Here is a 23461-nt window from a genome sequence, read left to right on the forward strand (position 1 = left end):
TCGCTGTAGCACTTTGAATTGCTGCCTGTTTCCTTGAATCGGCTCCGATTTAAGGAAACATGCCGTAGGCATGAACCCGCTGGCGCTGGTTTTTCTCCCGCGGATGCAACGGCAAGGGCGGGTGTTCGCAGTCGTCGCTTGTCGCATGCGCGATGAAACAAACTGGCAGCATGACGGTTATCGCTCGACAACAATCCCGGCGTGGCGAGTTCGCCTTATGGACAACCACTTCCTGATGATCCTGGGAATCGCATCGGCCGCCGCTCTCGCTTCACCGCTCGGCGGCTATCTGGCGATCTGGCTCAGACCATCAAGCTTGCTCCTTTCGATCGGCGTCGGCTTTGCTGCCGGCGTTCTCATCGGCACCATCGCTTTCGAGATGATGCCAAAATCTCTGGAGCTTACGCCCCTCCCGCTGACGATGGCCGGCTTTGCGCTTGGCCTCGCGCTCGTTTACCTCCTCGACCTTTACGTCAATCGTTGGCAGATGGCCGGACCGGAAGCGGAACAGAAGCAGCAAGTTGATCGCATGCACCGGCGCAAGAAGCCTCGCGGCAGTGATGTTGCGGTACTCGCTGGAGGCACCAGCGCGGAGGAACTCATCGAAGGCGTGACGATCGGCGTCGGAGCGACCTTTGACCCGGCAGTGGCAGCGATAGTCGGGCTTGCGATCTGCATTGACAACTTGAGCGAGGCCATGAGCATCGGTGAGTTGGTCCTCAGCGACGAGAACAAGGGTGGCGCACGTCGGCGGATCCTCGCCTGGACCTCGTTGATCGGTGTTTCCCTGTTTACCTCGGCCGTCGCAGGATGGTTCCTGCTGAAGGGCTTACCGCAAGCAGCCCTGGGCTTTCTCTTTGCGATGGGCGCCGGCGGGATGTTCTATCTTACTATCACCGATCTCGTTCCCGAGGCGGAGTCGCATCATTTTCAGCAGTCATCGGCAATCGCGAATGCCGCCGGATTTCTGACCATCATGGCGCTGGCGGAACTGGTCTGAGAACCGCAGCGCGAGCTGCGACAGCGACCGCACAAGACTCGATCAGCAACTTGCTGCTTGAAAAAACCGACCGGCTGTGACCCGTCATCTCAATTGGCCGCATGCATCGGGCAACAGGACCGCCGTCCCGGTCCACACGACCCCTACCAACGACAATACGATCAGGAGTTGCGCGACGTGAATGGAAAATTCCTGATTGTCCTTTCCGCTAGGCGCGTATCGCAGCATCCGCGCGACCGGTCTGGGAAACCGCAAAGCCAGCAGAAGCAGCAGCGCGAAGACAAGTGTGAGCAGGATCACCCCCGCCGCGACGACAGCCGGCGACATCACCAAGTAATTGCCGCCGCGAAGGGCGCAGGTCACCGACTGAAAGGCGTAGACGAGAAAAAAATGTCCCCCCCATGAGATTGGTCCGATCAGCAAGAACAGGATCGCGCGGGCTATGGGCGTCTCATTGCCTGCGTCCTTCATCACCCACCTATCCAATAAGCCGCGGAAAACCATGGGTCAGCGCGAGCCCCAACAGGGACTGTCCGACGGTGTAATGATAGAGCAGCATATAGTTGTCGAAAGTCACGCGCCGCTGCGCATCCAGCTTGCCGGCCAGATGCCGGGCCATGGTGAACAGTCCCATGATCACGAGTGCGAAAACCAGTTGCCCGAAGAGGACAGCGCCGAGGTAGACCATCGCGCCATACGCATTGTCATCGGGGCCCAGGCCAGTCACCAGATGCCCCTCGATTTCGAGCGCAAACGCGCCGGTCAGGCAGGCGAGCGATAACAACAGAGCCGCCGACGTTAGGACACGCGACGCCGAGACCCTGTGGAGCGAACGGCTCGCCAGCCATACTATGGCCGATCCGCCCAAAAGCAGCGCGCCCGAGGACAGGGGCCAGCCGATCGCAGGCGGCGCCGGTGACCCCGCCGGCGCCCAGACGTCGGGCGACACCAGCCAGAGGAACAAGTAGGAGAAAACATAGGCGACATAGAGGGAACCTGCCACCAGCATCAGAACGACCATGGCCCACCAGGAATGCGAGGCCGGCCCGGTCATGTAGGTCGGCAGGCGGATGCCCGCGCCGACGTCGATCTTGCCCTTCGACGGTCCGGGATCGAGACCCCAACCCCAAACAATGCAGAAGATGATGGCGAACACGCCGCAGATGGTGGCAATCGTCACGAGCTTGACCGTCAGCAACAGGAAAAACGCGGCGGTGAAGATCGCGGCGAGGAAGGGCGGCCATCCGGGTCCCGGCATCTGGATGACATATTGCGGGCGGGCATTGATCGGTGACGTCACGATCGTCTCGCGCCCGCCTGTTGGAGCATTGGGCAGATAATGATGGCCGTCGCGCACCTCCTGCGGCAGGCTCGGCCTATCCCAGAGGGGCTCGCGGCTGGTGACGTGCGGAATGCTGCGGGTGGAGTAGACGTCGTTCGGCAGCCATTCCAAAGTGCCCGCGCCCCATGGGTTTTCGAGGCCGCCGTTTCCGGCGCGGGAATTTCCGATTAGGTCGATAACAAAGAGCAGGACGCCGGCGGCCAGGACGTAGGAGCCCAGGGTGGAAATTGTGTTCAACATGTCCCAGCCGATATCGCTGGGATAGGTCCATACGCGCCTTGGCATGCCGCTGAGGCCCGTCAGGTGCATCGGAAGGAAGGCGACGTTGAAGCCCGTGAACATCAGCCAGAACACCCAGCGGCCGAGCCGTTCGGAGAGCATCCGCCGGGTGAACAAGGGAGCCCAGTAGTAAAACGCGGCGAACAACGGAAACACAAACCCGCCGATCAGGACGTAATGAAAATGGGCGACGATAAAATAGGTGTCGTGAACCTGATAGTCGAACGGCACCATGGCCACCATCACGCCGGTCAGGCCTCCGAGGGTGAAGATGAAGAGAAACCCGAGCACGAACAGCGACGGCGTGGTGATGCGAAACCGCTGCCGGCCGGCCGCAATGGTCGCGACCCAGGAGAAGACCTGGATGCCCGAAGGAACAGCGACGATCATGCTGGCGGCGGAGAAGAAGGCGAGGCTGAGCGCCGGGATTCCGGTCGTAAACATATGATGCACCCATAGCCCGAAGCTGAAGAAACCGGTGCCGATCAACGCCACGACGACAAGCCGATAGCCGACGAGCGGCGTGCGCGCCATGGTCGGAACGATCATGGAGACGAGGCCGGCGGCCGGAAGGAAGATGATGTAAACTTCGGGGTGTCCGAAGAACCAGAAGAGATGCTGCCAGAGCAGGGGATCGCCTCCGAGCGCTGCGCTGAAGAAAGGCCAGCCGAAGGAGCGCTCGATCTCGAGCATCATCGTCGCCAGGATGACCGCCGGAAAGGCGAACATGATCATGGTGGCGAAAATCAGCATCGTCCAGACGAAGACCGGCATCTTGGCAAGCGACATGCCCGGCGGCCGTGTTCGCAGCGCCCCGACGACGATTTCGATCGCGCCAGCAATGGCCGAGATCTCGATGAAGCCGATGCCCAGCAACCAGAAATCAGCATTGTCGCCCGGAGAATATTCCTTCAGCGTCAGCGGCGGATACATGAACCAGCCGCCTTTCGGCGCGAGGTCGTAGAAGATCGTGGAGAAGAAGACCAGCCCGCCGACCACATAGGCCCAAATGGCGAAGGCGCTGAGACGCGGAAAGGGCAGGTCCCGCGCGGCGAGCATCTGCGGCAGCAGCATGACGCCAAGCGCTTCCAGCGCCGGCACGGCAAACAGGAACATCATCGTCGTGCCATGGACGGTGAACATCTGGTTGTAGAGGTCTTGGCCGATGAAGTCGTTGTCGCCGACGGCCAGTTGCGTGCGCATGAGCAGTGCCAGTACTCCCGCCATCAGAAAGAACAGGAACGCGACGCCGAGATAAAGAAGGCCGATCACGGTGTTGTTGACCGCCGTCACAAGCCGCCACCCATGCGGCGTTGCCCAGACGCGTTCGAGCTCTTGAATCTCTCCCTCCGGCCGGGGAGCTGGATTGGGCAGGTTCATCATCCGCCTCCGCCGCTGCTGTCACGCAGGAAATAAAGGATGATGAGACCAGTCAGGTAAACCGTCAGAACGGCAAGCGAGTCGTAGCCCATTCTGAAGATTGTGCGGTCTCGCCGTTCGCTCAGTCCGACGAGAAAGATCGCCGTGACGGTGATCGCCATCAGTGCGGCAAAAGTCTCGAACCGCCCGACTCCGTTCATGACGGCATCGGCACCCCCCGTGAGATCGATCAGGAACAGGAAGGAAAGGTCGAAGAGATTCGTACCGAAGATGTCCGACATCGCCATCGTGTAGAGGCCGGCCCGCGTGGCGCTGAACACGGTGCTCATTTCCGGCAGGGATGTTGCGATCGCGACCACGACAGCGCCGATGAAGCTCTGGCCCAGGCCACTGGCTTCGGCGATGGCATCGCCGGTGCGCGAAAGCACGTAACCTGCGAAGACGATGACTCCGCCGCACACTGCGGCGCCCCGGACCGCTTTGCGCAGGGACTTCCCTTTGCCGCCCTCGGCTTCCTTCCGCGCCCGTTCGTTCTCCCTCTCGCGGGTGATCTCCTCGTCGTTGGCGATCCAGGGCTTGTCGTGCTGCATCCGGGACATGACCCAAATGCTGACGCCGGTCACGGCGATGAGCAGCCACATCCAAAGGCCGGAGAAAAGGACGGGGCTATCGCCCACCACGATCGACGCCGCGACAATGGACAGGAGCAGTATTTTGAAACCACCCTGCAGCATCACGACGGGATCGGGAATGACTGAGGTTAGGGCCCGCCGGCCGATCATGGCGTCAGCAAGGGCAAGGATTGCCACCTGCATGGCGATGCCACCAAGAATGCTGTTGACGGCGAGGCTGGCATCGCCGCTGAGCGACGAGGTGACCGCTACCACCAGTTCCGGGAGGGACGTGATGCCGCCCAGCAATAGGACACCGATCAGCGCCTGTCCCACCCCGGTCTTCCCGCCGATGATGTTGGCATCGCGCGTGATCCTGACGCCGGCCATCCAGACCGCAATTGCGGCGCCGGCGAATGCCGGAATGTTCAACCATAGACCCAGGCCGGTGAAATCAAGCATCGCGATCACCTCAGTTGGTCCAGATAGGAGGAAAGCTGCGATAACTCGGTTTCGGTAAAGATGCCGAAGGGCGGCATCAGGTTCTCGGGTTTCACGTGCTGGCCGTCCCGGATCCAGCGGGCGAAGGCCGCGACATCGTTCTCGAGCGTTGCTGCGGCGAGAGATTGCCGGCTGCCGACATGGGTGAGGTCTGGACCGATGGTGCCGCGTGCCTCGGTGCCCCGCACCGCATGGCATCCGCCGCAACCAGACGAAAGGAAGACCGCCTGCCCCTGCGCCTGATCCTCGCCGGTGGGAGTCCGGGCGTTGCCGGCCTCGCGCGCGAGCCATGCGGAAAACTCATCTTCGGGCATCGCAATCACGTAGAAGGACATGAGGGCATGCGCCCCGCCGCAATATTCGGCGCATTGGCCGCGGCTTGTCCCCGCCTTCGCCACCTCCAGGGTCAAGGTGTTGATGCGGCCGGGGATCATATCGAGCTTGCCGGCAAGGCGCGGCACCCAGAAGCTGTGGATCACGTCGGCCGATGTCAGCTCGACCTTAACCGGCTGTCCGACGGGCAGCCGGATCTCATTGGCGCTCTCTACCCGGCGACCAGTCTCGTCTATGTAGGTCACCTGCCACCACCAGCGTTCACCGACGACCTCGATCCGCAACCGCCCGTCCGGTGCGGCCGTGGTGCCGCCAAGTCCTACGAGGAAGAAGCCATAGATGAGTAGGATGCTGAGCGTGACGACCGGGAAAACGATTCCGCCTCCGATGACCAGCCGTTCGCCGGAGACACGGCGACGCCAGCCCTCATTGCCGAAGAGCGCGACAGCCGTGCTCACGCAGACCAGAACGAGGACCATCGTTGAGAAAATGATCAGCAGCCACGAAAGGATGCTGATGCGCTCTGCTTCCGCGCCGGATGGATCGAGGATAGACTGGACGCCGACGCAGCCTTGGAGCGCGAGTAACCCGAGCGGCAAGATGGATCTTGCGAACATCATTGGCTCGCCTCGGCCACCGGGAGTGTGGCAGCTCGAACGGCAGGCCGTGAAGCCAGATAGGCGGAGACGTCCTCTATCTGTTGCTCGCCAAGCCGCCTAGCGATCGTCGCCATGATCCTGCCATAGGCGGTTCCGGCGCGGCCTCCCCGTTGCCACAGGCGCAATTGCTCGGCGATATAGTCGGCATGCTGGCCCGCGAGCGCAGGGAAGTGAGGCGACTGCCGTCCGGAATGACAGCTCAAACAGGCCGGAACCTTCTCTTCGGGAATGCCGCGAGTTGCTATCGCTTCTCCGCGCCTGAGCTGCTCAGGATCGTGCGCGGCGGATGGCTTATCTGCAACCGGCGCAAGTGCGGAATAGTAGGCCGCCAGGTCCCGCATCTTTCCGTCCTCCAGCAGATATGCGACAGGTTGCATCGCGCCGCTTGTCCGAGTTCGCTGCGCATATTCCCGAAGACTGCGCAGGAGATATGCCTCCGGCTGTCCTGCCAGCCGGGGAATGCGGTCGCCATTGGTGGGGATGCCCTCGCTTTCGTGACAGCGCGCGCAGCGGGTAAAGACGCGGCTGCCCGCCAATCCGTCACGCCCTTCGTCGCCGGCGCCGCGGGTGAGCCCTGCAAGGCCGGAGTAATCGCCGGTCCGTTCTAGCGGATGGGTGAGGAAGGCTGTCAGCGCCCAAACCTCGTCGTCCCGCTTCGTATCGGGCCAGGCGGGCATTCCCGTATATTTGAGGCCATGCTTGACGATCCAGAAGATCTCCTCCGGCGAGCGCCGAGCAATCGTTACTGTCAGATCGGGAGGCGAGGGCAGCATGCCGCTGACGATGGGGTTGATCAACTCTCCGGGCCGACCGTGACAGGACACGCAGCCCCCTTCATAGTGGGAGGCGCCGAGGCGGATCATTCCTTCGTCATCGAGCGGCGGGGCCTCGATCCAAGAACTGTGGGTGGCTATCGACTGTTCCCGGACTTTCTCAAAAAGCCACGTTGTGACGCTCAGATGATCAGTTGAGGCTGCAACGTTGTAGATACCGGACCACACGAACAGCGCGCCGGTGAGCATCAGGCCGCCGGCGGCTACCCCGAACGCCATCGCAACCGTCCGCCACGTCAGGTTTTTCAGCTCCACGCTTCTTCACCCGTGTTCGGCCGCGTTGGTGCCGGATTCGCTGCTTCTGCATCCATCGCGAGCAGCCATCGCCCCGCTAGGGCGATACCCGCCAAGACATAGGTTGCCGGACAGGCGGCCAGCATGATCAGCCCTGCTAATTGTTGATCGGCCAGTGTCGTGTCGAAGACCGAGGCGCCATGGCCCGCGTGTGATCCGGCAATGCCCGAATAGAGCGCTCTTGGCGAAAAGACGAAAAGCACGGCCAGCAGACAATAAAGCTTACTGGTGACGAGGAGGGCGACGATCGGCTTCCAGCGGCGATCTGCATCGAAACGGAGGACCGCCCACCAGAAGAGGAAGGCACTGAGGAGGAGACTAGCATACATCAGCAAGTGAACCGGCTGGGAGGTCAGCGCTCTGTTGAGGAGAGGTGGTGCGTGCCAAGCCCAAAGTACGATCAGCTGCGCGATCGTTGCGAGTTGCAGCATACCTGGAGCGGGTTCTGGTCGTTCGCGCCAGGTATGGGATAGACACATCGCGGCAAGTGGCGCGACCAGGTTCATGAGCAGGATGTGCAGGACCATGTGGCTCGCTAACGGTCCCATCAGTTCGCCCCTCCTGTCCCGCCGACCGTGAGCAAGATGCCGAAAGGGACTATGGTGGCCGCGAGCACTCGCGCCAGCGAGAACGCAAGCGAACCATGCCCTGCTCCGGCCATGCCAGCCCTCCATATTCTGCTGCCCTAAGAACGTGAAACAGCCTGGAAGGACCATGGTTCCCCTGGCCGCTGATGTGTTTTTGATGCGGGGCTTACCTCAGTGCTCGGCCATTTATTTGCCGCTTGGACATTGACGGTGCGTTGCACCTGTAGTGCCGCGCATCTGTTCAGACGCACAAAGATCGCGTAGCACTATGAATTGCTGCATGTTTCCGTAGATCGGCGCCGATCTAAGGAAACAGTAGCCTAATGCGCCGATCTCGTCCGCATTGGCTCGCTATTCTGCCTCGAGAAAAGCCCGGGCGAATCCGTCCTCCGCCACTTGGATTGTGCCGTCGGGCAGCTTCAAAAGCCGGTCGATTGCAACGCCGTAAAGCCGCAGCCGGTCGTCAAGCAAGCGCGCAGCTTCGTCGACATTCCCCTGTTCGGTTTGGCGCAGAGCCTGATGCATGACCTCACGAAACGTCAGACGAAGCTGCAGCAGCATGTCGGCGAAAGCGTTTGGATCCGGAACGTCGAAGATTCCTTCCTCCCCTCCCCTCTCGAGGATGGCAGAGATGAGGGGAGCAGCGATTTCTCTAACCGTTTGATCGATCTTGTGAAAGAGCACGACGTTCTCGGGCCTGAACAGGACGTCGAATGTACCGTGCAACTGCGGCGCCAACTCGACGTTCAGTCGCCGCGAGCCGGCCATGAGAGCGTTGAGCCGGTCAACCGCATCGAGCGAGGGATCGTCGAGCACTGGCTGCAACTCGGCAAGGCTGTCGCGTGCGAGGCGCGCCGCGAGCGCCTCGAGCAGCGACTCCTTCGACGCAAAGTAGTGGTAGAACGCCCCCTTCGACACGCCGGCCTCACGAATGATGTCGTTCACCGTCGTGTTGTCGTAGCCATTGGCAAAAAACAGCCGCTGGGCGCAATCGAGAAGCTCGGCGGATCGTGTTTCGGGCGATTTTATCACTCGGGCCAACGCTATTTCCCCAGATGGCAGCGGACGATTATTGGAAGCACTACGCGCGAGCAAACCAGCTCGTCGTCGTTGGAGTTATAATAGACCGACGGTCGGTCTAATGCTATAGGTCTTCTCAACGATAACCGTTCAGGAGTGTTTCGTGCGGTCGATGCGCTGGATTGTGGGCACCCTCGGCCTTGCGGTGGTAGCCGGTTCGGCAGCCTGGTACATATGGCGGCCGACGACGGTCTCGGTCATCGCCCCATGGCGCGGCGATGCAGCGGAGATCGTCTATGCGAGCGGCACGGTCGAGCCGCGCACCTGGGCCAAGGTGGCTCCTGTGGTCCGCGACAGGATCGCGGAACAGTGCGACTGCGAAGGGTCGCGGGTCGCACGAGGCGACGTGCTTGCTAGGCTTGACGACAGCGAGGCGCGCGCCTCGCTCGGCGAGCTCGAAGCGCGGCTTGCCCTTGCGCAAGAAGAGTTCCGGCGCCTTTCCGTGCTCGCGGAAAGAAACGTGACGAGCCAGCAGGCGGTCGATCGCGCTCGCACCGACCTCTTGCAGATCGAAGCATTGGTCGCCGGGCAAAAGGCGCGACTCGAAACCTACGTGTTGCGAGCGCCGAGCCCCGGCGTTGTGCTCAGGCAGGACGGCGAGGTGGGCGAGGTCGCCGAGCTCGGGACGGTGCTATTCTGGGTCGGCGAGCCGAGGCCACTCCTTGTCGTCGCCGAGGTCAACGAGGAGGATATCCCGCGGGTCGAGGTTGGTCAGCGTGCGCTACTCAGGGCCGACGCTTTCCCAGGTGAAGAGCTCGACGCGGTGGTCGACAGCATCACGCCCAAGGGCGACTCCGTAACGAAGACCTACCGCGTCCGCTTGCGCCTGCCCGACGACACGCCGCTTAGAATCGGCATGTCGACCGACGTGAACATCGTGACACGCGTCTCGAAGAATGCGCTCCTGATATCGTCGGTCGCGATTGAAGGGAACGAGGTGTTCGTGGTCGAAGGGGGGACGGCACGGCGGCGCGAAATCCGCATCGGAATTCGCGGCGCCAACGGCGTCGAAGTGCTGGCCGGGATTGACGAGAACGCCCGCATCGTCTCACCCTATCCTCCCCTCGCCGACGGCGCACGCGTGACCATTGCCGCCGCCCAAGAGGAATGAGAAAGATGCCCCTCATCTTCGATATCGCAGCCACGCACATTGCCGGCCGCGGACGCCAGATGCTCGTTGCGGTGTTCGGGGTCGCGGTCGGGGTCGGCTTCTCCATCGCCATGGCGGCACTGATGCAAGGCGGGCAGGACGATTTCGTCAGGCAACTGGTCGACACGATGCCGCATGTCGATATCACCGACGAGCGACGCACGGCCCGGCGCCAACCGGCGGAGGACGCCTTTGCGGCCGTTGTGATCTCGGGTCTGAGACCGCGCGACGACCGGCGCGGGATTATCAACCCCACCGCGGCAACCTCCTGGCTCGAAAGCTGGATCCCAGGACGTTTCGCGCCAAGCCTCAAGGCGCAAGGTGTCATTCGCTACTCCAGCCGCGAAGTGGGTGCAGCAATCATCGGGGTTGACCCCGAGCGCGAACTTGGCGTGTCGCCAATCGCCGAGGACTTCGTCGAAGGCAGCTTCGCGGCGCTTGCCGCGGGCGGCAACAATGTCCTCATCGGCGACACTATGGCGACACGGCTCGGCGCGGGGCTGGGCGACACGATTACGGCCGTGTCTTCGGAAGGACTGACGCGCAACTTCAAGATTGCCGGCCTGTTTCACACCGGCACCACCGCGCGCGACGAGGGCGAGGCCTATGTGCTTTTGAAGAATGCGCAGGTCCTCTCTAGCCGGCCGAATGCCATCAACGAGATCCGCATCAAGCTCGAGGATCCGAACCGTGCTCCGTCGGTAGCGCGCCGCGCCGAGGCCGAACTTGGCTATAAGGCCGTGGCGTGGCAGGAGGCGAACGAGTCGATTCTTGAAGCGCTCGTCGTGCGCAACGTCATCATGTACACGGTCGTCGGCGCGATCATGTTGGTTGCGGGCTTCGGCATCTACAACATCATTTCCACCATCACACACGAGAAAGCGCGCGATATCGCGATCATGAAGTCTTTGGGTTTCCGAGAGGCCGACATGCGCCGTCTTTTTCTGCTTGAAGGCGTAGCGATCGGCGCCGCCGGCTCCGCGCTCGGCTGGCTGCTCGGCTCTTCCATGACCTATGCGCTCTCGCTCGTGCGCTTCGAGATCGCCGCGACCGGGCAGGAAATGACGCATCTGCCGATCGCCTGGAGTGTGCTTCACTACATCATTGCCTCGACCTTTGCCCTCGGCTCGGCGGCGGTGGCGGGGTACCTGCCGGCGCGGCGCGCCGCTCGGCTCAACCCGGTCGAGATCATCCGGGGCGCGTCATGAGTGCGCTGATCGAGGCCGAGAAGCTGACGCGCGTGCTGCCGGAGACGGTTCCCGTCACACTGGTCAGCAATGTCACGCTTTCGATCGGCGAAAATGAGTTCGTCGCAATCACCGGACCATCAGGGTCCGGCAAGTCCTCGCTCCTCTACCTGCTCGGCCTGCTTGACCGGCCGACCGCAGGCACCCTGAGGATCGCCGGCCGCGACACCGAGCCCATGGACGAGCGCGAGCGCGCAGCCACACGGCTTTCCACGCTCGGCTTCGTGTTCCAGTTCCACTTTCTGTTGCCAGAGTTCACCGCGCGCGAGAACGTCGAGATCCCAATGCGCAGGCTCGGGCGGCTCAAGCGGGCGCAGATGCGGGAGCGGTCCGGCGAGTTGCTCACATCGCTGGGGCTTGGCGACCATCTGGAGAAGCGACCCGACCAGCTTTCGGGCGGGCAACGCCAGCGTGTCGCGGTCGCGCGCGCGCTCGCCAACGATCCGGCGCTGATCCTCGCCGACGAGCCGACAGGTAGCCTCGACAGCCGCAGCTCCGAACAAGTCTTCAAGATCCTCGAAAGCCTAGTGCGCGACCGCGGTAAGACGGTCGTGGCGGTGACACACGATCTCGATATGGCCGCGCGCATGGACCGGCGGATCGAGCTTATTGACGGCAAGATCAGCTAGAGCGGATGAGAAGGGGCGCGAACGTCCATTTTCGCAACGCTCAATCCTTGCCGCTGTGGCTTCCTTATCTGGCCGATCCGGAAGCGCTGCGTCGGCGGGCCTTCTCAATCGACCAAGAACAACCGAGCACGCCCTGTCACAATTATTTGGCCGAAGGGGCGCAGCTTCGCTCCGGGCCAAGCGTGGCGGTTTTTCCGCCGATGCTGCGCAGCATGGTACGCGCTGCAGTTCTAAATCGCCGACGCAGTCAGGACGAAAATGCTGGAGGCTCGGCGACTGCCTTTGCCTCCTGTATCAACCAGCTGCCGAGACGATCAACAGGCTGGTCCGCCCGATCTGGCCGGACCAGCCAATAGCCGCGTTCTGGAGCCTCAAGAGTAGGTCCAACGGTCACCAGAAGGCCGGAGGAAATATGAGCGTCCACCAGACCTCTCCACCCGATCGCGATCCCCTGACCTCCGATCGCGGCCTGCACAACAAGCGCGTAAGTGTTGAAGCTCAGGTCGACGTGGCCCGACTGTGCGTCTCTTACGGTCTTGAAGTGCGCGAAATACGTGGCCCACTCGAACCAGGGCGAGAGTGATGAGGTATCGAGATGAATCAGGGTCGATTTTGCGAGCGCTGAAGGGTCGGTGAACGGCCCGTTTTGTTCAGCAAAAGCGGGTGTGCACACTGGCGCGACAACTTCTGGCAAAAGCAGGATGGCGTCCACGCCGAAATCGCGCTGCGCCCCGAAAGCGACTGCTATGTCGTTCTCCCTCAGGAGTTCCCGCTGAAGCCTTTGCGTGGCGACGATTTGGATATCCAGCTCCGGGTAAAGCAGACGGAACGCGTGCATTCGAGGCATCAGCCAGAGCGAAGAGAATGCGTAATCTGTCAGCAATCGAATAGTTGCACGCTCCCGGTCCGCGCGAAAGCCGCGAACCGTATCGTCGATTTCCCGGACCGCTCGCAGTGCGATCTCAAGGAGTTTTTGGCCCGCGGGCGTGAGCTCAACGCCGCGGTGGACGCGCCTCAACAGTTCTACTCCGATCTGCTCCTCTATGCGTCGAATCTGATAGCTCATCGCTGGCTGCGACATACCAAGCGCAAGCGCAGCAGAGCTCAGGTTGCCCCGTTTGCCTACCTCGACGAACAGGCGCATCCAGCCCAAATCCACCGATCGTTCTCGCATAGAAATTCCTTATAGGAGAGATCAAGAAAACCCATCTTCACAGGGGATCAAAATACAGACACGAATACAAAAATCAAATAACACCAAGGGGAATAAGATGAAGAGAAATTCTGCTTTCGCCGGTCTTGCGCTGGGTCTCCTTCTCTCGGTCACCGGCACGGAAGCGGCTCGCGCGGCGGATGACGACACCTGCAAGGTGATCCGAATGTCGGATCCGGGTTGGACCGATATTACCGCAACAAATGCTGTTGCGAGCCTGCTGCTCGACGCGCTCGGCTATGAGGCGGACATCAAGACGTTGTCAGTTCCGATCGGCTACGAGTCGATGAAGAACAAGGAGATCGACGTTTTCCTCGGCAACTGGATGCCGGCGCAGAAGGCGTTCATCGAAGATCTGAAGAAGGCCGATGCCGTTGAAATCGTGAACCGCAACCTCGAAGGAGCGAAATTCACGCTGGCGGTACCTTCATACGTCACTAAAAGAGGCATCAAAGACTTCGCCGACCTTCAGAAGCATGGCGATGAGTTCGAGCACAAGATCTACGGCATCGAGGCGGGTGCGCCGGCCAATGCCAGCATTCAAAAAATGATCGATGCCAACGACTTCGGACTTGGAGAATGGGAGCTGGTGGAGTCCAGTGAGCAGGCGATGCTTTCCCAGGTGGACCGAGCGGCCAAGGACGAGGCACCAATTGTCTTTCTCGCATGGGCACCACACCCCATGAACGATCGGTTTGAGATTTCATACCTTTCTGGCGGCGACGCCTATTTCGGACCGAATTATGGGGGCGCTGAGGTTTACACCCTTGCCCGGTCCGGTTGGACGAAGATGTGTCCCAACGCGGCTGCCTTCTTCAGAAAGCTGTCGTTCGATATCGGGATGGAAAATGCGCTGATGGGAAAAATCCTTGAAGGCGAAGATGCCAAAGAGGCGGCAACAGCTTGGCTGAAGGAGCACCCACAGTCGCTCGACAACTGGCTGACGGGCATAACGACCTTCGATGGCGGTCCTGGACTGGATAGCGTCAAGGCATCTCTCGGACTCTAGATCACGATGATTTTAGGTCGGATCGACCCAAAATCATGAACGTGATCGATTCTAATAAGTTGGCGCGGGATGCGGGCGGAAAACCGCGCACACTTTTCCTCATCCCGCGCTAGACGCCAAGGAAACACTTAATGTCTCAACCCAATATTCTGATCCTGATGGTCGATCAGCTCAACGGAACTCTGTTTCCCGACGGCCCTGCTGATTTTTTGCACGCGCCACATCTTAAGGCATTGGCCAAGCGCTCCGTTCGCTTCGTCAACACCTATACCGCAAGTCCGCTTTGCGCACCGGCTCGAGCATCCTTCATGTCGGGTCAGCTCCCAAGCCGGACGCGCGTTTACGATAATGCCGCCGAGTTCGCCTCGGACATACCGACTTTTGCGCATCACCTGCGAGCTGCAGGGTATCAAACCGCGCTGTCAGGAAAGATGCACTTCGTCGGCCCCGACCAATTGCATGGCTTCGAAGAGCGGCTGACGACGGATATCTATCCGGCCGATTTCGGCTGGACGCCCGACTACCGCAAGCCGGGAGAGCGCATCGACTGGTGGTATCACAATCTCGGTTCCGTCACAGGTGCCGGGGTTGCCGAGATGACCAACCAGATGGAATACGACGACGAGGTCGCCTATCATGCGACCCGGAAGCTTTATGACCTTGCGCGCGGAAATGATGGGCGGCCTTGGTGCCTTGCTGTGAGCTTCACACATCCGCACGATCCCTACGTCGCTCGCAAGCGCTTCTGGGATCTGTATGAAAATTGCCCCGCGTTAGACCCCAAAGTCGAGCCAATTCCCTTTGAACAGCAGGATCGGCATTCGCAGCGCCTTCTGGTCGCCTGTGACCACAAGTCCTTCGAGATTTCGCCGAATGATGTGCGGCTTGCTCGGCGCGGGTATTTTGCCAACATATCCTATGTAGATGAGAAAATCGGCGACATTGTCGATGTGCTTGAGCGAACCGGCATGCGTGAGAATACGGTCGTGCTGTTCGTATCGGACCACGGCGATATGCTCGGGGAACGTGGGTTATGGTTCAAGATGAGCTTTTTCGAGGGATCAGCTCGCGTGCCGCTGATGATTTCCGCACCCGGCTGGCGACCTGGCCGAATAGAAACGCCCGTATCGACGCTCGACGTCACACCTACCATCGCCTCCATCGCAGGCGTTGACATCGCTTCCGTGCGCCCGTGGACAGATGGCGAAGATTTGCGCCCGCTCGTCGCGGGTGAAGGCGGCCGCGGGCCTGTGCCCATGGAATACGCAGCCGAAGGTTCGGAAGCGCCGCTCGTTGGATTGCGGGCGGGAGCATACAAGTTGACGCTCTGCGACAAGGACCCGCCCCTTCTGTTCGATCTCGACTCCGATCCTGATGAGCTGATGAACCTCGCGGAAGGTCCGGATCACAAGGAACATCTTGCTCGCTTGACGGCCGTGGCGGAAAAACGCTGGAGCCTTTCTGTGTTCGACGCCGCTGTGCGGGAAAGCCAGGCGCGCCGATGGGTAGTTTACACGGCATTGCGAAACGGCGCGTACTATCCATGGGACTATCAGCCGCTGCAGAAGGCCTCGGAGCGATATATGCGAAATCACATGGATCTCAACGTGCTCGAAGAGAAGCAAAGGTTTCCGCGTGAAATCGAAACGACTGCCAAGTCTGTCTCTCAGTAACCGTTTCACGTCGTTGAGATTCCTGCTGTGACCGTCTATCTGCCCATAGCAGAGTTGTCGGTGAACATACTCATCATTCTCGGCATGGGCGCCGCCGTCGGCTTTCTGTCCGGCATGTTCGGCGTCGGCGGCGGCTTCCTGATCACGCCGCTGTTGATCTTCTACAACATTCCGCCGGTGGTCGCCGTCGCCACCGGCGCCAACCAGGTCGTCGCCTCGTCGATTTCCGGGGCGATCACCCATTTCCGCCGCGGCACCATCGACATCAAGCTCGGAACGGTGCTGCTGTGCGGCGGCCTCGTCGGCGCCACCTTCGGCGTCTGGCTGTTTTCGCTGCTGCGCCGCGTCGGCCAGCTCGATCTGGTGATTTCGCTGCTTTATGTCGTGCTGCTCGGTTCCGTCGGCGGCCTGATGCTCTGGGAGAGCATCGGCGCCATGCGCAAGGCCGCCAAACAGCAGCCGACGCGGCTGCGCCGGCCCGGCCAGCACAACTGGATCCATGGCCTGCCGCTGAAGATGCGCTTCAAGAAGTCGAAGATCTATCTGAGCGTCATTCCGGTCGCCACCCTCGGTTTCTGCATCGGCATCTTGACCTCGATCATGGGGGTCGGCGGCGGCTTCATCATGGTGCCGGCGATGATCTATCTGCTGCGCATCCCGACCGGCGTCGTCGTCGGCACCTCGCTGTTCCAGATCGTCTTCGTCTCCGCCTATACGGTGATCGTCCAGGCCTCGACCAACTATACCGTCGATATCGTGCTCGCCTTCGTGCTGATGATCGCCGGCGTCATCGGCGCGCAATACGGCGTGCGCGTCGGCCAGCGGCTGCGCGGCGAGCAGTTGCGGGCGCTGCTGGCGCTGCTCGTGCTGGCCGTCGGCATCCGCCTGGCGATCGAACTGATCATTCCGCCGAAGGATGTCTATTCGGTCGTCTCAGCGGGGTTCGGCTTCTGATGCTGTCGCGCGTTCGCTTCTCCCTGCTTGCTGTCGTTCTGGCGGTCGCCGCACCGGCGGCGGCACAGCGGCAGCAGGAGGTTTCGGTGTTCAGCGAAAAGCTGGAGATCGGCATCTCGACGGACGAGATCGCCATCACCTCCGATTTCCGCGGCGCCGACCTGACGATCTTCGGCGCCGTCGACGGCTTCGACGCCAATCTTCTCGCCCAGGGCAAATACAACATCATCGTCACCCTCGAGGGGCCGAAGGACAATGCGACGGTGCGCAAGAAGCAGCGCGTCTTCGGCATCTGGGTCAACACCAGCTCGATGACCTTCGAACTGGTGCCGGAATCCTATTCGCTGTCGAGCACGCGCGACATCGAGACGATCGCGCCGCCGGGCGAGATGGGCAATATGGGCATCGGCGTCGACCACATGCGGCTGGTGCCGTTGGGCTTCGTCGGCGACGGCAGCAATCTCGGCGAGTTCCGCAATGCCTTCCGCCGCATCCGCGAGACGAGCGGCGTCTATCAGCGCGATCCCGGCGGCGTGCAATTCATCAGTTCGAGCCTGTTCAAGGCATCGGTGCGGCTGCCGGCCAATGTGCCGAACGGCGTCCATGTCGTGCGCGCCTATCTCTTCCGCGACGGCGTCTTCGTCGCCGCCAAGGCGCTGCCGCTGCGGGTGGTCAAGACCGGCCTCGAACAGGCGATCACCCAGGCGGCGCATCAGCAGCCGCTGATCTACGGCCTGCTCGCGGTGATGCTGGCGGTGATCACCGGCTGGGGCGCCAGCCTGCTCTTCCGCAAGGAATAGCGCGCCTTGCCCCCTGTTGCGCCCCCCGCAGCGGTCGCTTACCGAAATTAGATTACCTCGCCGTTCGAGCTAAATAGAACGGCCCGTTGTTTTCCACTCTGCGGTTTTGTATAGACGCTGCAATTCACCCCGGACCCGGTGAAACTCCGGGTGGCTCTTCTGGCCGCCGATCCGCCAGACAACGCGACAGCATCAATTCATACAAGCCGGACTCCCTCCGGCCGGGTGCGCTCGTTTTGCGAAGAAAACTCATGACATTCAAAGTTGCCAGCTATAAACGCGAATGGTTCTCCAACATCCGTGCCGATGTCTTGTCAGGTGTTGTCGTTGCGCTCGCCTTGATACCTGAAGCGATCGGCTTTTCCGTTATAGCCGGCGTCGATCCGAAGGTCGGGTTGTTTGCCTCCTTCGCGATCGCCTGCGTTTCCGCCTTCGCCGGCGGCCGACCCGGAATGATTTCGGCGGCAACCGCCGCAACCGCGGTCCTGATGATCACCCTCGTCAAGGAACACGGGCTTGAATATCTGTTTGCCGCCACGTTGCTGATGGGCCTGGTCCAGATCGGGGCCGGTTTCTTGAAGCTCGGCCGGGTCATGCGCTTTGTTTCCCGGTCGGTCATCACCGGCTTCGTCAACGCGCTCGCCATCCTTATCTTCATGGCGCAGCTTCCGGAGCTCATCGGCGTCCCGCAGGTCACCTACGCGATGATCGCCGCCGGCCTGGCGATCATCTACCTCTTTCCATATGTTACGAAGGCGATACCATCCCCTCTGGTCGCCATAGTTGTACTGACCGGCATTGCCTATTGGAGCGGAATGGACATTCGCACCGTCAGCGATCTCGGCGAGCTGCCTTCGAGCTTGCCGGTCCTCGCTTTGCCGCAGGTGCCGTTCACATTCGAAACGCTCCAGATCATCTTGCCTTACTCGGTCGCCCTCGCCGCGGTCGGACTGCTCGAATCCTTGCTGACGGCTCAGATCGTCGACGACATGACCGACACGACGAGCAACAAGAGCCAGGAATGCATAGGCCAGGGGGCGAGCAATATCGCGTCTGGCCTCATTGGCGGCATGGGCGGCTGTGCGATGATTGGCCAGTCGGTCATCAACGTCGCCTCCGGTGGACGCGGACGTCTCTCTACTTTCGTGGCAGGCGCGTTCCTTCTGTTCTTGATCCTGGTCCTGGACGATCTGGTCCGTATCATTCCGATGGCGGCACTCGTTGCCGTCATGATCATGGTGTCGATCGGCACCTTCTCCTGGCGGTCGATTCTCGATCTGCGGCGCAACCCGCTGCCTTCCTCGATCGTGATGCTGGCCACGGTCGTAACCACGGTGGGGACGCATGACCTCGCCAAGGGCGTACTGGTTGGCGTTCTGCTCTCCGGCGTGTTCTTCGCCGGTAAAGTCGCGCGGCTCTTCCACGTGCGGTCGACGCTCCGTGAAGGCGAAAAGGTGCGCACCTACCATGTCGACGGCGAGATATTCTTTGCTTCCACGGAGGCCTTTATCGCCGCCTTTGATTTTGCTGAGCCTCTGGACGGAGTCGTCATCGACGTGCGTGAAGCGCATCTCTGGGATATCACGGCTGTCGGTGCGCTTGATAAAGTCGTCCTCAAATATCGCCGCAACGGCATCAAGGTGGAGGTCATCGGCCTCAATGAAGCGAGTGCCCATATGCTCGATCGCTTCGCCGTGCATGACAAAGGCGATGGAGCGGCGGTAACCGCATCTGAGCATTGAGCCGAGGAACCGAGAGAGCCTAAATGGCATTCACCTCTTGCTCCCGGCGGTTGGCGGGATCTGCTTTCAACAGCGGCTACCGGGAATTCCGGGTCAGCGGCTAGAATCGAGGTGGCTTCCAAGCCCGCCGGAGAGGCGAGGTTTGGGGAATATCCGAATTGAGCGAAGGCCCGCGAGCCGCTCACTGCGGCGCCCGCGGGCCGAAGTGGAATGGCCTTCGTCAGACGAACGCCAGGTCCGCCGAGAAGACGAAGTTGGCAGCGCTGAGATCAGCCGTCTGGACGCCAAGCAGCGTGACCTGGTCGACCGTGCCATTCAGATGCACGACGGCGTTCCCGTTAGCATCGTCGCTGATGTTGGGCAGCAAGTCGGCGAAGTCCTCGTAGCCATAGCCGGCGAGCTGAATGATGTCCCTGTCCAGCTCGAAGTCGAAAATCTCGTCCCGCCCACTGTGGCGGGCAAACAGGGGAGCACTCAGCAACGGTTCGCGGGTAAGCCCTGAACAAGCGAGCCGGTGCCTTGATGATCGGTGCTGGAGTGCAGCGAGATGAGCGCAGGCCGGCCAGTGGCACGCCATAGATAATTCCCGACGTGAGGCATTCCCTATTGCCTTTTCCATTCCATTTGCGCTTCCTGTTGCCGACATGCAGGCAGGGTCGTAGGGGAGTTGGAGTGCCGATAGAGGTTGTGGGCAGCGCACGCGATATCTCCGCCGACCCGGAATTCGGGCCGTGGCTGGCCCAGGCATCTATCCTGGTCGTCGATGACGAACCGGGGATGCGTAACTTCCTTGCACGAACGCTCGGTCCTCGCTGCAAAAAGCTGGACGTCGCCGCAGATACCGAGGAGGCTTCGAGCAAGCTGGACCAGCAGCATTTCGACGTGGTCATTCTGGACAACATCATGCCTCGCAAGAATGGCGTCGAATGGCTTGCCGAGCAGCGGGCGATCGGCTTCTTCGCCGATGCTATCCTGATGACGGCATATGCGGACCTGGATACCGCAATCCAGGCGATGCGTGCCGGCGCGATGGACTTCATTCTCAAGCCTTTTCGCTCGAACCAGTTGCTCAACGCCGTCGCGCGGTGTCTCGACCGAATGAGACTGCAGCGCGAGAACTACGTCCTGCGATACGAGCTTAAGGCCACGTCGGACCACATCCTGCTGCGCGACAGGCTGATCGGCGAATCGGCCGCCATTGCACGGGTACGCGAGACGATCGCCCGCGTGGCGCCCTTGCCGACCTCAGTCCTCCTGACCGGACAATCAGGCACCGGTAAGGAAGTCGCCGCCCGTTCGCTACATATGCTTTCGGAGCGGTCTTCCAAGCCGTTCGTGCCGGTCAACTGCGGCGCCATTCCCGCAGACATGATCGAGAGCGAGTTGTTTGGTCACATCAAGGGCGCGTTCACCGGCGCGGAGCGGAGCCGCGACGGCCTCTTTCTTCACGCGCAAGGCGGCACCCTCTTTCTCGATGAGATCAGCGAAATGCCGCTTGCGACGCAAAGCAAGCTGTTGCGTGTGCTTGAGGACCGGAAGGTGCGGCCGGTTGGTGCCGAGCGCGAGGTTCCGGTCGACCTGCGCTTCGTCTTCGCGACCAATTCCGAGCTGGAGAAGGATGTCCAGGCTGGCCGCTTCCGGGCGGACCTGTTCTACCGCATCAACGTTATGCAGATCCACCTGCCCCCGCTCAAGGAGCGTCAGGGCGATGCCGTCGAACTCGCTTCGCTTTTCATGAAGAAACTCTCCGTGCAGCTGGGAATGCCGACCGTGCCGATCGACGAGGCGGCGCAGCATGCGCTTTCGGTCTATGATTGGCCGGGCAACGTGCGCGAGTTGCGCAATCTCATCGAAAGAACTCTGATCCTGGGCCGTTTCCCGGAAGGCTTCGGATCCAGCGCTGTGCCCGCAGGTGAAGCCAACGGCATTGCATTGGCCGACGTGGAACGGCGGCACATCGTGTCCGTGCTCGCCGATTGCGGAGGGCAGCGCAACGAGGCCGCGCGTGTGCTCGGCATCTCCCGCAAGACGATCGACCGCAAACTGGCGGCTTGGGATGGCTGATCCGCCGGCCACGGCGGTCGAGCGGCCGGCGCGCTCGGTGCGCCATCGGCTGCTTGCCATTGCGCTGCTGCCTATGCTCGTCATTCTGCCGCTTCTGCTGGGCGTCACCATCTATCGCTGGGACGCCAAATTCGACGCAATGCTGATCTCGAAGGTTAATGGTGACCTGACGATCGCCCATCAGTATCTCTCGCGCATTCTGGAAAATACCGGCGAGCATATCGAGGCGCTTGGAGGATCGGCTCGATACCGTGACGTGGCCGCATCGAGCCGCCTCCCGCTCGATTTGTTTCTCAGCGAGAGCAAGAAGCGGCTTGAGCTGGATTTCCTCTATGTCATCGACGCTGACGGGAATGTGCTCGCCTCGGCGGCCGCGAGCACGCAATCCATGTTGCGCAACGATTGGCCGGTGATCGTAAGTGCAATAGATGGTCGCTCCTCCACGGCTATCGACATCTTCGCCCATACCGATCTCAACAGGCTGTCGCCCGATCTCGCCGCACGAGCGCGGTTGCCGCTCGTCAATACGCCCAACGCGCAGCCGACCGACCGGAAGGAAGAGAGCCGCGGCATGGTCATCCATAGTGCCAGCCCGATAAGCATCGAGGGCGGGCGCAAGGCGATACTTGTCGGCGGCATCCTTCTCAACCAGAACCTCCTCTTCATCGATACGATCAACGACCTCGTCTATCGCGAAGCGAGCCTGCCCGCAGGCAGCCAAGGAACGGCGACGCTCTTTCTCGACGATGTCCGTATCAGCACCAATGTTCGTCTCTTCGAGGACCGCCGCGCCCTCGGAACGCGTGTCTCGCGAGCGGTGCGCTCTGCCGTCCTCGAACACGGGCGGATCTGGCTCGACAGCGCCTTCGTCGTCAACGACTGGTACATCTCCGCTTACGAGCCACTCGTCGATAGCCATGGCAACCGGGTGGGAATGCTCTATGTCGGTTTTCTGCAGGCGCCGTTCACGGCCGCGAAAATCCAGACGGTGCTCACCATCGCCATTGCATTTCTGACGATTGCCGCAGCCAGTGTGCCGATCTTCCTTCGCTGGGCGCAGGGCATATTCCAGCCCCTCGAACGCATGAATGCGACGATCGCGAAGGTCGAGAGTGGCGATCTCCGCGCCCGAACCGGACCGGTGGACAGCCGCGACGAGATCGGCCGCGTCGCGGTTCATCTCGACAATCTGCTTGACCAGATCGAGCAGCGCGACCAGGAACTCAGGCAGTGGAACCAGGAATTGAATACGCGCGTCGACGAGCGCACGCGTGAACTTCAGCTTGCGAACCGGCGACTGGAGGCGACCACCAAGCAGCTGATCATGTCCGAAAAGCTCGCGGCGATCGGCGAGATCACCGCAGGCGTCGCCCACGAGATCAATAATCCCATCGCCGTCATGCAGGGCAATCTCGAAGTCATACGTTCGGTGATCGGAGAGCACGCGGAACTCGCCAGTACCGAGTTCCAGCTGCTCGACGAACAGATCCGCCGCATAAGCCAAATCGTCACCAAACTTCTGCAGTTCGCCAAGCCCGAGGAGTTTGCGGGCTTCGTCGAGCGATATCTACCCGGCAAGGTGATCGCCGATTGCCTGCCCCTCGTTAAGCACCTGCTCGCGAAGGCAGACATAGAGGTCAGGCTGGAGGACCAGGCAACGCGCTTTGTGTTCATGAACCGCACGGAGCTTCAACAGGTCATGGTCAATCTCATAGTGAATGCCATCCATGCCATGCCAGACGGCGGCACGCTGACGCTATCTGCCCGTGATGCGGACTGGGATAGGTCCAGTGGCGTCGAGATCGTGGTGCGTGACACGGGCGTCGGCATGGAACAGGACGTAGCGGCAAGAGTTTTCGATCCGTTCTTTACAACCAAGCGTCAGGACGGAACTGGGCTCGGACTTTCGATCAGCCAGACGCTTGTGACGCGCCAAGGCGGTTCGATCTCAGTCGAAACAGGCCCCGGCAAAGGCGCCGCCTTCAGCATTTGGCTCCCCGAAGCAGCCTAGAACGGACATTTTGTCTGGCGGCTCAGGACAAAATGTCCGAGGCGTTATGCTTCATTCCAATAACCCATTG

Annotated in this window: 19 protein-coding genes, 1 pseudogene and 1 other annotated feature; of the genes and pseudogenes, 11 read left to right on the forward strand and 9 right to left on the reverse strand. The window is 61.2% G+C overall.

Going from position 1 to position 23461, the window contains the following annotated elements; genetic code table 11:
- The first annotated feature begins 217 nt into the window (after positions 1 to 217).
- Complete coding sequence (locus PYH37_RS06635) at positions 218 to 1000, forward strand: ZIP family metal transporter (RefSeq protein WP_280730649.1); 783 nt, start codon at positions 218 to 220, stop codon at positions 998 to 1000.
- Between the two features lie 84 nt (positions 1001 to 1084).
- Here the strand turns inward: PYH37_RS06635 and PYH37_RS06640 are convergent, their stop codons facing one another.
- The 7 genes from PYH37_RS06640 to PYH37_RS06670 all read right to left on the reverse strand — a co-directional run bounded on the left by PYH37_RS06640 (position 1085) and on the right by PYH37_RS06670 (position 8851).
- Complete coding sequence (locus PYH37_RS06640) at positions 1085 to 1474, reverse strand: hypothetical protein (protein ID WP_425336046.1); 390 nt, start codon at positions 1472 to 1474, stop codon at positions 1085 to 1087.
- A gap of 4 nt (positions 1475 to 1478) precedes the next feature.
- A complete protein-coding gene (gene ctaD, locus PYH37_RS06645) occupies positions 1479 to 4001 on the reverse strand; it encodes a cytochrome c oxidase subunit I (protein WP_280732427.1) in 2523 nt (840 codons plus the stop codon).
- Positions 4001 to 5074 (reverse strand): sodium:calcium antiporter, encoded by a 1074-nt coding sequence (locus tag PYH37_RS06650; protein WP_280730650.1) that lies wholly within the window; start codon positions 5072 to 5074, stop codon positions 4001 to 4003. The genes ctaD and PYH37_RS06650 overlap by 1 nt, the downstream gene beginning before the upstream one ends.
- 5 nt (positions 5075 to 5079) lie before the next feature.
- Positions 5080 to 6066: a cytochrome c oxidase subunit II gene (coxB, locus tag PYH37_RS06655; RefSeq protein ID WP_280730651.1), complete on the reverse strand. Its 987-nt coding sequence runs from the start codon at positions 6064 to 6066 to the stop codon at positions 5080 to 5082.
- Positions 6063 to 7193 carry a c-type cytochrome gene (locus tag PYH37_RS06660; protein ID WP_280730652.1) on the reverse strand — a complete coding sequence of 377 codons (1131 nt, stop codon included), beginning with the start codon at positions 7191 to 7193 and terminating at the stop codon, positions 6063 to 6065. The genes coxB and PYH37_RS06660 overlap by 4 nt, the downstream gene beginning before the upstream one ends.
- Entirely contained in the window at positions 7184 to 7780 is a 597-nt protein-coding gene (locus PYH37_RS06665; RefSeq protein ID WP_280730653.1) for a cytochrome c oxidase assembly protein, read from the reverse strand. The genes PYH37_RS06660 and PYH37_RS06665 overlap by 10 nt, the downstream gene beginning before the upstream one ends.
- 390 nt (positions 7781 to 8170) lie before the next feature.
- Positions 8171 to 8851, reverse strand: a complete 681-nt coding sequence (locus PYH37_RS06670) for a TetR/AcrR family transcriptional regulator (RefSeq protein ID WP_280732428.1) — start codon at positions 8849 to 8851, stop codon at positions 8171 to 8173.
- Between the two features lie 160 nt (positions 8852 to 9011).
- On the opposite strand from PYH37_RS06670, the gene PYH37_RS06675 reads away from it, so the two are divergent.
- From PYH37_RS06675 to PYH37_RS06685, 3 genes are read left to right on the forward strand one after another with little or no spacing between them, the layout of a single operon-like run.
- Positions 9012 to 10010 carry an efflux RND transporter periplasmic adaptor subunit gene (locus tag PYH37_RS06675; RefSeq protein ID WP_280730654.1) on the forward strand — a complete coding sequence of 333 codons (999 nt, stop codon included), beginning with the start codon at positions 9012 to 9014 and terminating at the stop codon, positions 10008 to 10010.
- Positions 10011 to 10015: 5 nt separating this feature from the next.
- Entirely contained in the window at positions 10016 to 11257 is a 1242-nt protein-coding gene (locus PYH37_RS06680; RefSeq protein WP_280730655.1) for an ABC transporter permease, read from the forward strand.
- Entirely contained in the window at positions 11254 to 11925 is a 672-nt protein-coding gene (locus PYH37_RS06685; RefSeq protein ID WP_280730656.1) for an ABC transporter ATP-binding protein, read from the forward strand. The genes PYH37_RS06680 and PYH37_RS06685 overlap by 4 nt, the downstream gene beginning before the upstream one ends.
- 247 nt (positions 11926 to 12172) lie before the next feature.
- Here the strand turns inward: PYH37_RS06685 and PYH37_RS06690 are convergent, their stop codons facing one another.
- A complete protein-coding gene (locus PYH37_RS06690) occupies positions 12173 to 13099 on the reverse strand; it encodes a choline sulfate utilization transcriptional regulator (protein WP_280730657.1) in 927 nt (308 codons plus the stop codon).
- 97 nt (positions 13100 to 13196) lie between these two features.
- On the opposite strand from PYH37_RS06690, the gene choX reads away from it, so the two are divergent.
- The 5 genes from choX (at position 13197) to PYH37_RS06715 (ending at position 19316) form a co-directional block, all read left to right on the forward strand.
- Complete coding sequence (choX, locus tag PYH37_RS06695; RefSeq protein WP_280732429.1) at positions 13197 to 14147, forward strand: choline ABC transporter substrate-binding protein; 951 nt, start codon at positions 13197 to 13199, stop codon at positions 14145 to 14147.
- 131 nt (positions 14148 to 14278) lie between these two features.
- Positions 14279 to 15820, forward strand: coding sequence for a choline-sulfatase (betC, locus tag PYH37_RS06700; protein WP_280730658.1), 1542 nt, complete (start codon positions 14279 to 14281; stop codon positions 15818 to 15820).
- Between the two features lie 27 nt (positions 15821 to 15847).
- Positions 15848 to 16774: a sulfite exporter TauE/SafE family protein gene (locus PYH37_RS06705; protein WP_280730659.1), complete on the forward strand. Its 927-nt coding sequence runs from the start codon at positions 15848 to 15850 to the stop codon at positions 16772 to 16774.
- Positions 16774 to 17574 (forward strand): TIGR02186 family protein, encoded by an 801-nt coding sequence (locus PYH37_RS06710; protein ID WP_280730660.1) that lies wholly within the window; start codon positions 16774 to 16776, stop codon positions 17572 to 17574. The genes PYH37_RS06705 and PYH37_RS06710 overlap by 1 nt, the downstream gene beginning before the upstream one ends.
- A gap of 128 nt (positions 17575 to 17702) precedes the next feature.
- Positions 17703 to 17758 (forward strand) — a sequence feature (sul1 is cis-regulatory element that is thought to sense ions involved in sulfur or methionine metabolism; They are found in Alphaproteobacteria).
- A gap of 67 nt (positions 17759 to 17825) precedes the next feature.
- On the forward strand, positions 17826 to 19316 hold the full coding sequence (locus tag PYH37_RS06715) for a SulP family inorganic anion transporter (RefSeq protein ID WP_280730661.1): 1491 nt from the start codon (positions 17826 to 17828) through the stop codon (positions 19314 to 19316).
- Positions 19317 to 19536: 220 nt separating this feature from the next.
- Here PYH37_RS06715 and PYH37_RS32195 read toward each other — a convergent pair.
- Positions 19537 to 19782 (reverse strand): annotated as a pseudogene (locus tag PYH37_RS32195) (calcium-binding protein); the annotation flags it as partial.
- A 206-nt stretch (positions 19783 to 19988) separates the two neighbouring features.
- Here PYH37_RS32195 and PYH37_RS06725 point away from each other — a divergent pair.
- Both PYH37_RS06725 and PYH37_RS06730 read left to right on the forward strand, forming a co-directional pair.
- Positions 19989 to 21380: a sigma-54-dependent transcriptional regulator gene (locus PYH37_RS06725; RefSeq protein ID WP_425336047.1), complete on the forward strand. Its 1392-nt coding sequence runs from the start codon at positions 19989 to 19991 to the stop codon at positions 21378 to 21380.
- Positions 21373 to 23391, forward strand: coding sequence for a sensor histidine kinase (locus PYH37_RS06730; protein ID WP_280730663.1), 2019 nt, complete (start codon positions 21373 to 21375; stop codon positions 23389 to 23391). The genes PYH37_RS06725 and PYH37_RS06730 overlap by 8 nt, the downstream gene beginning before the upstream one ends.
- Positions 23392 to 23461: the final 70 nt, after the last annotated feature.

The sequence above is a fragment of the Sinorhizobium numidicum genome, assembly GCF_029892045.1.
GTDB classification, from domain to species: domain Bacteria; phylum Pseudomonadota; class Alphaproteobacteria; order Rhizobiales; family Rhizobiaceae; genus Sinorhizobium; species Sinorhizobium numidicum.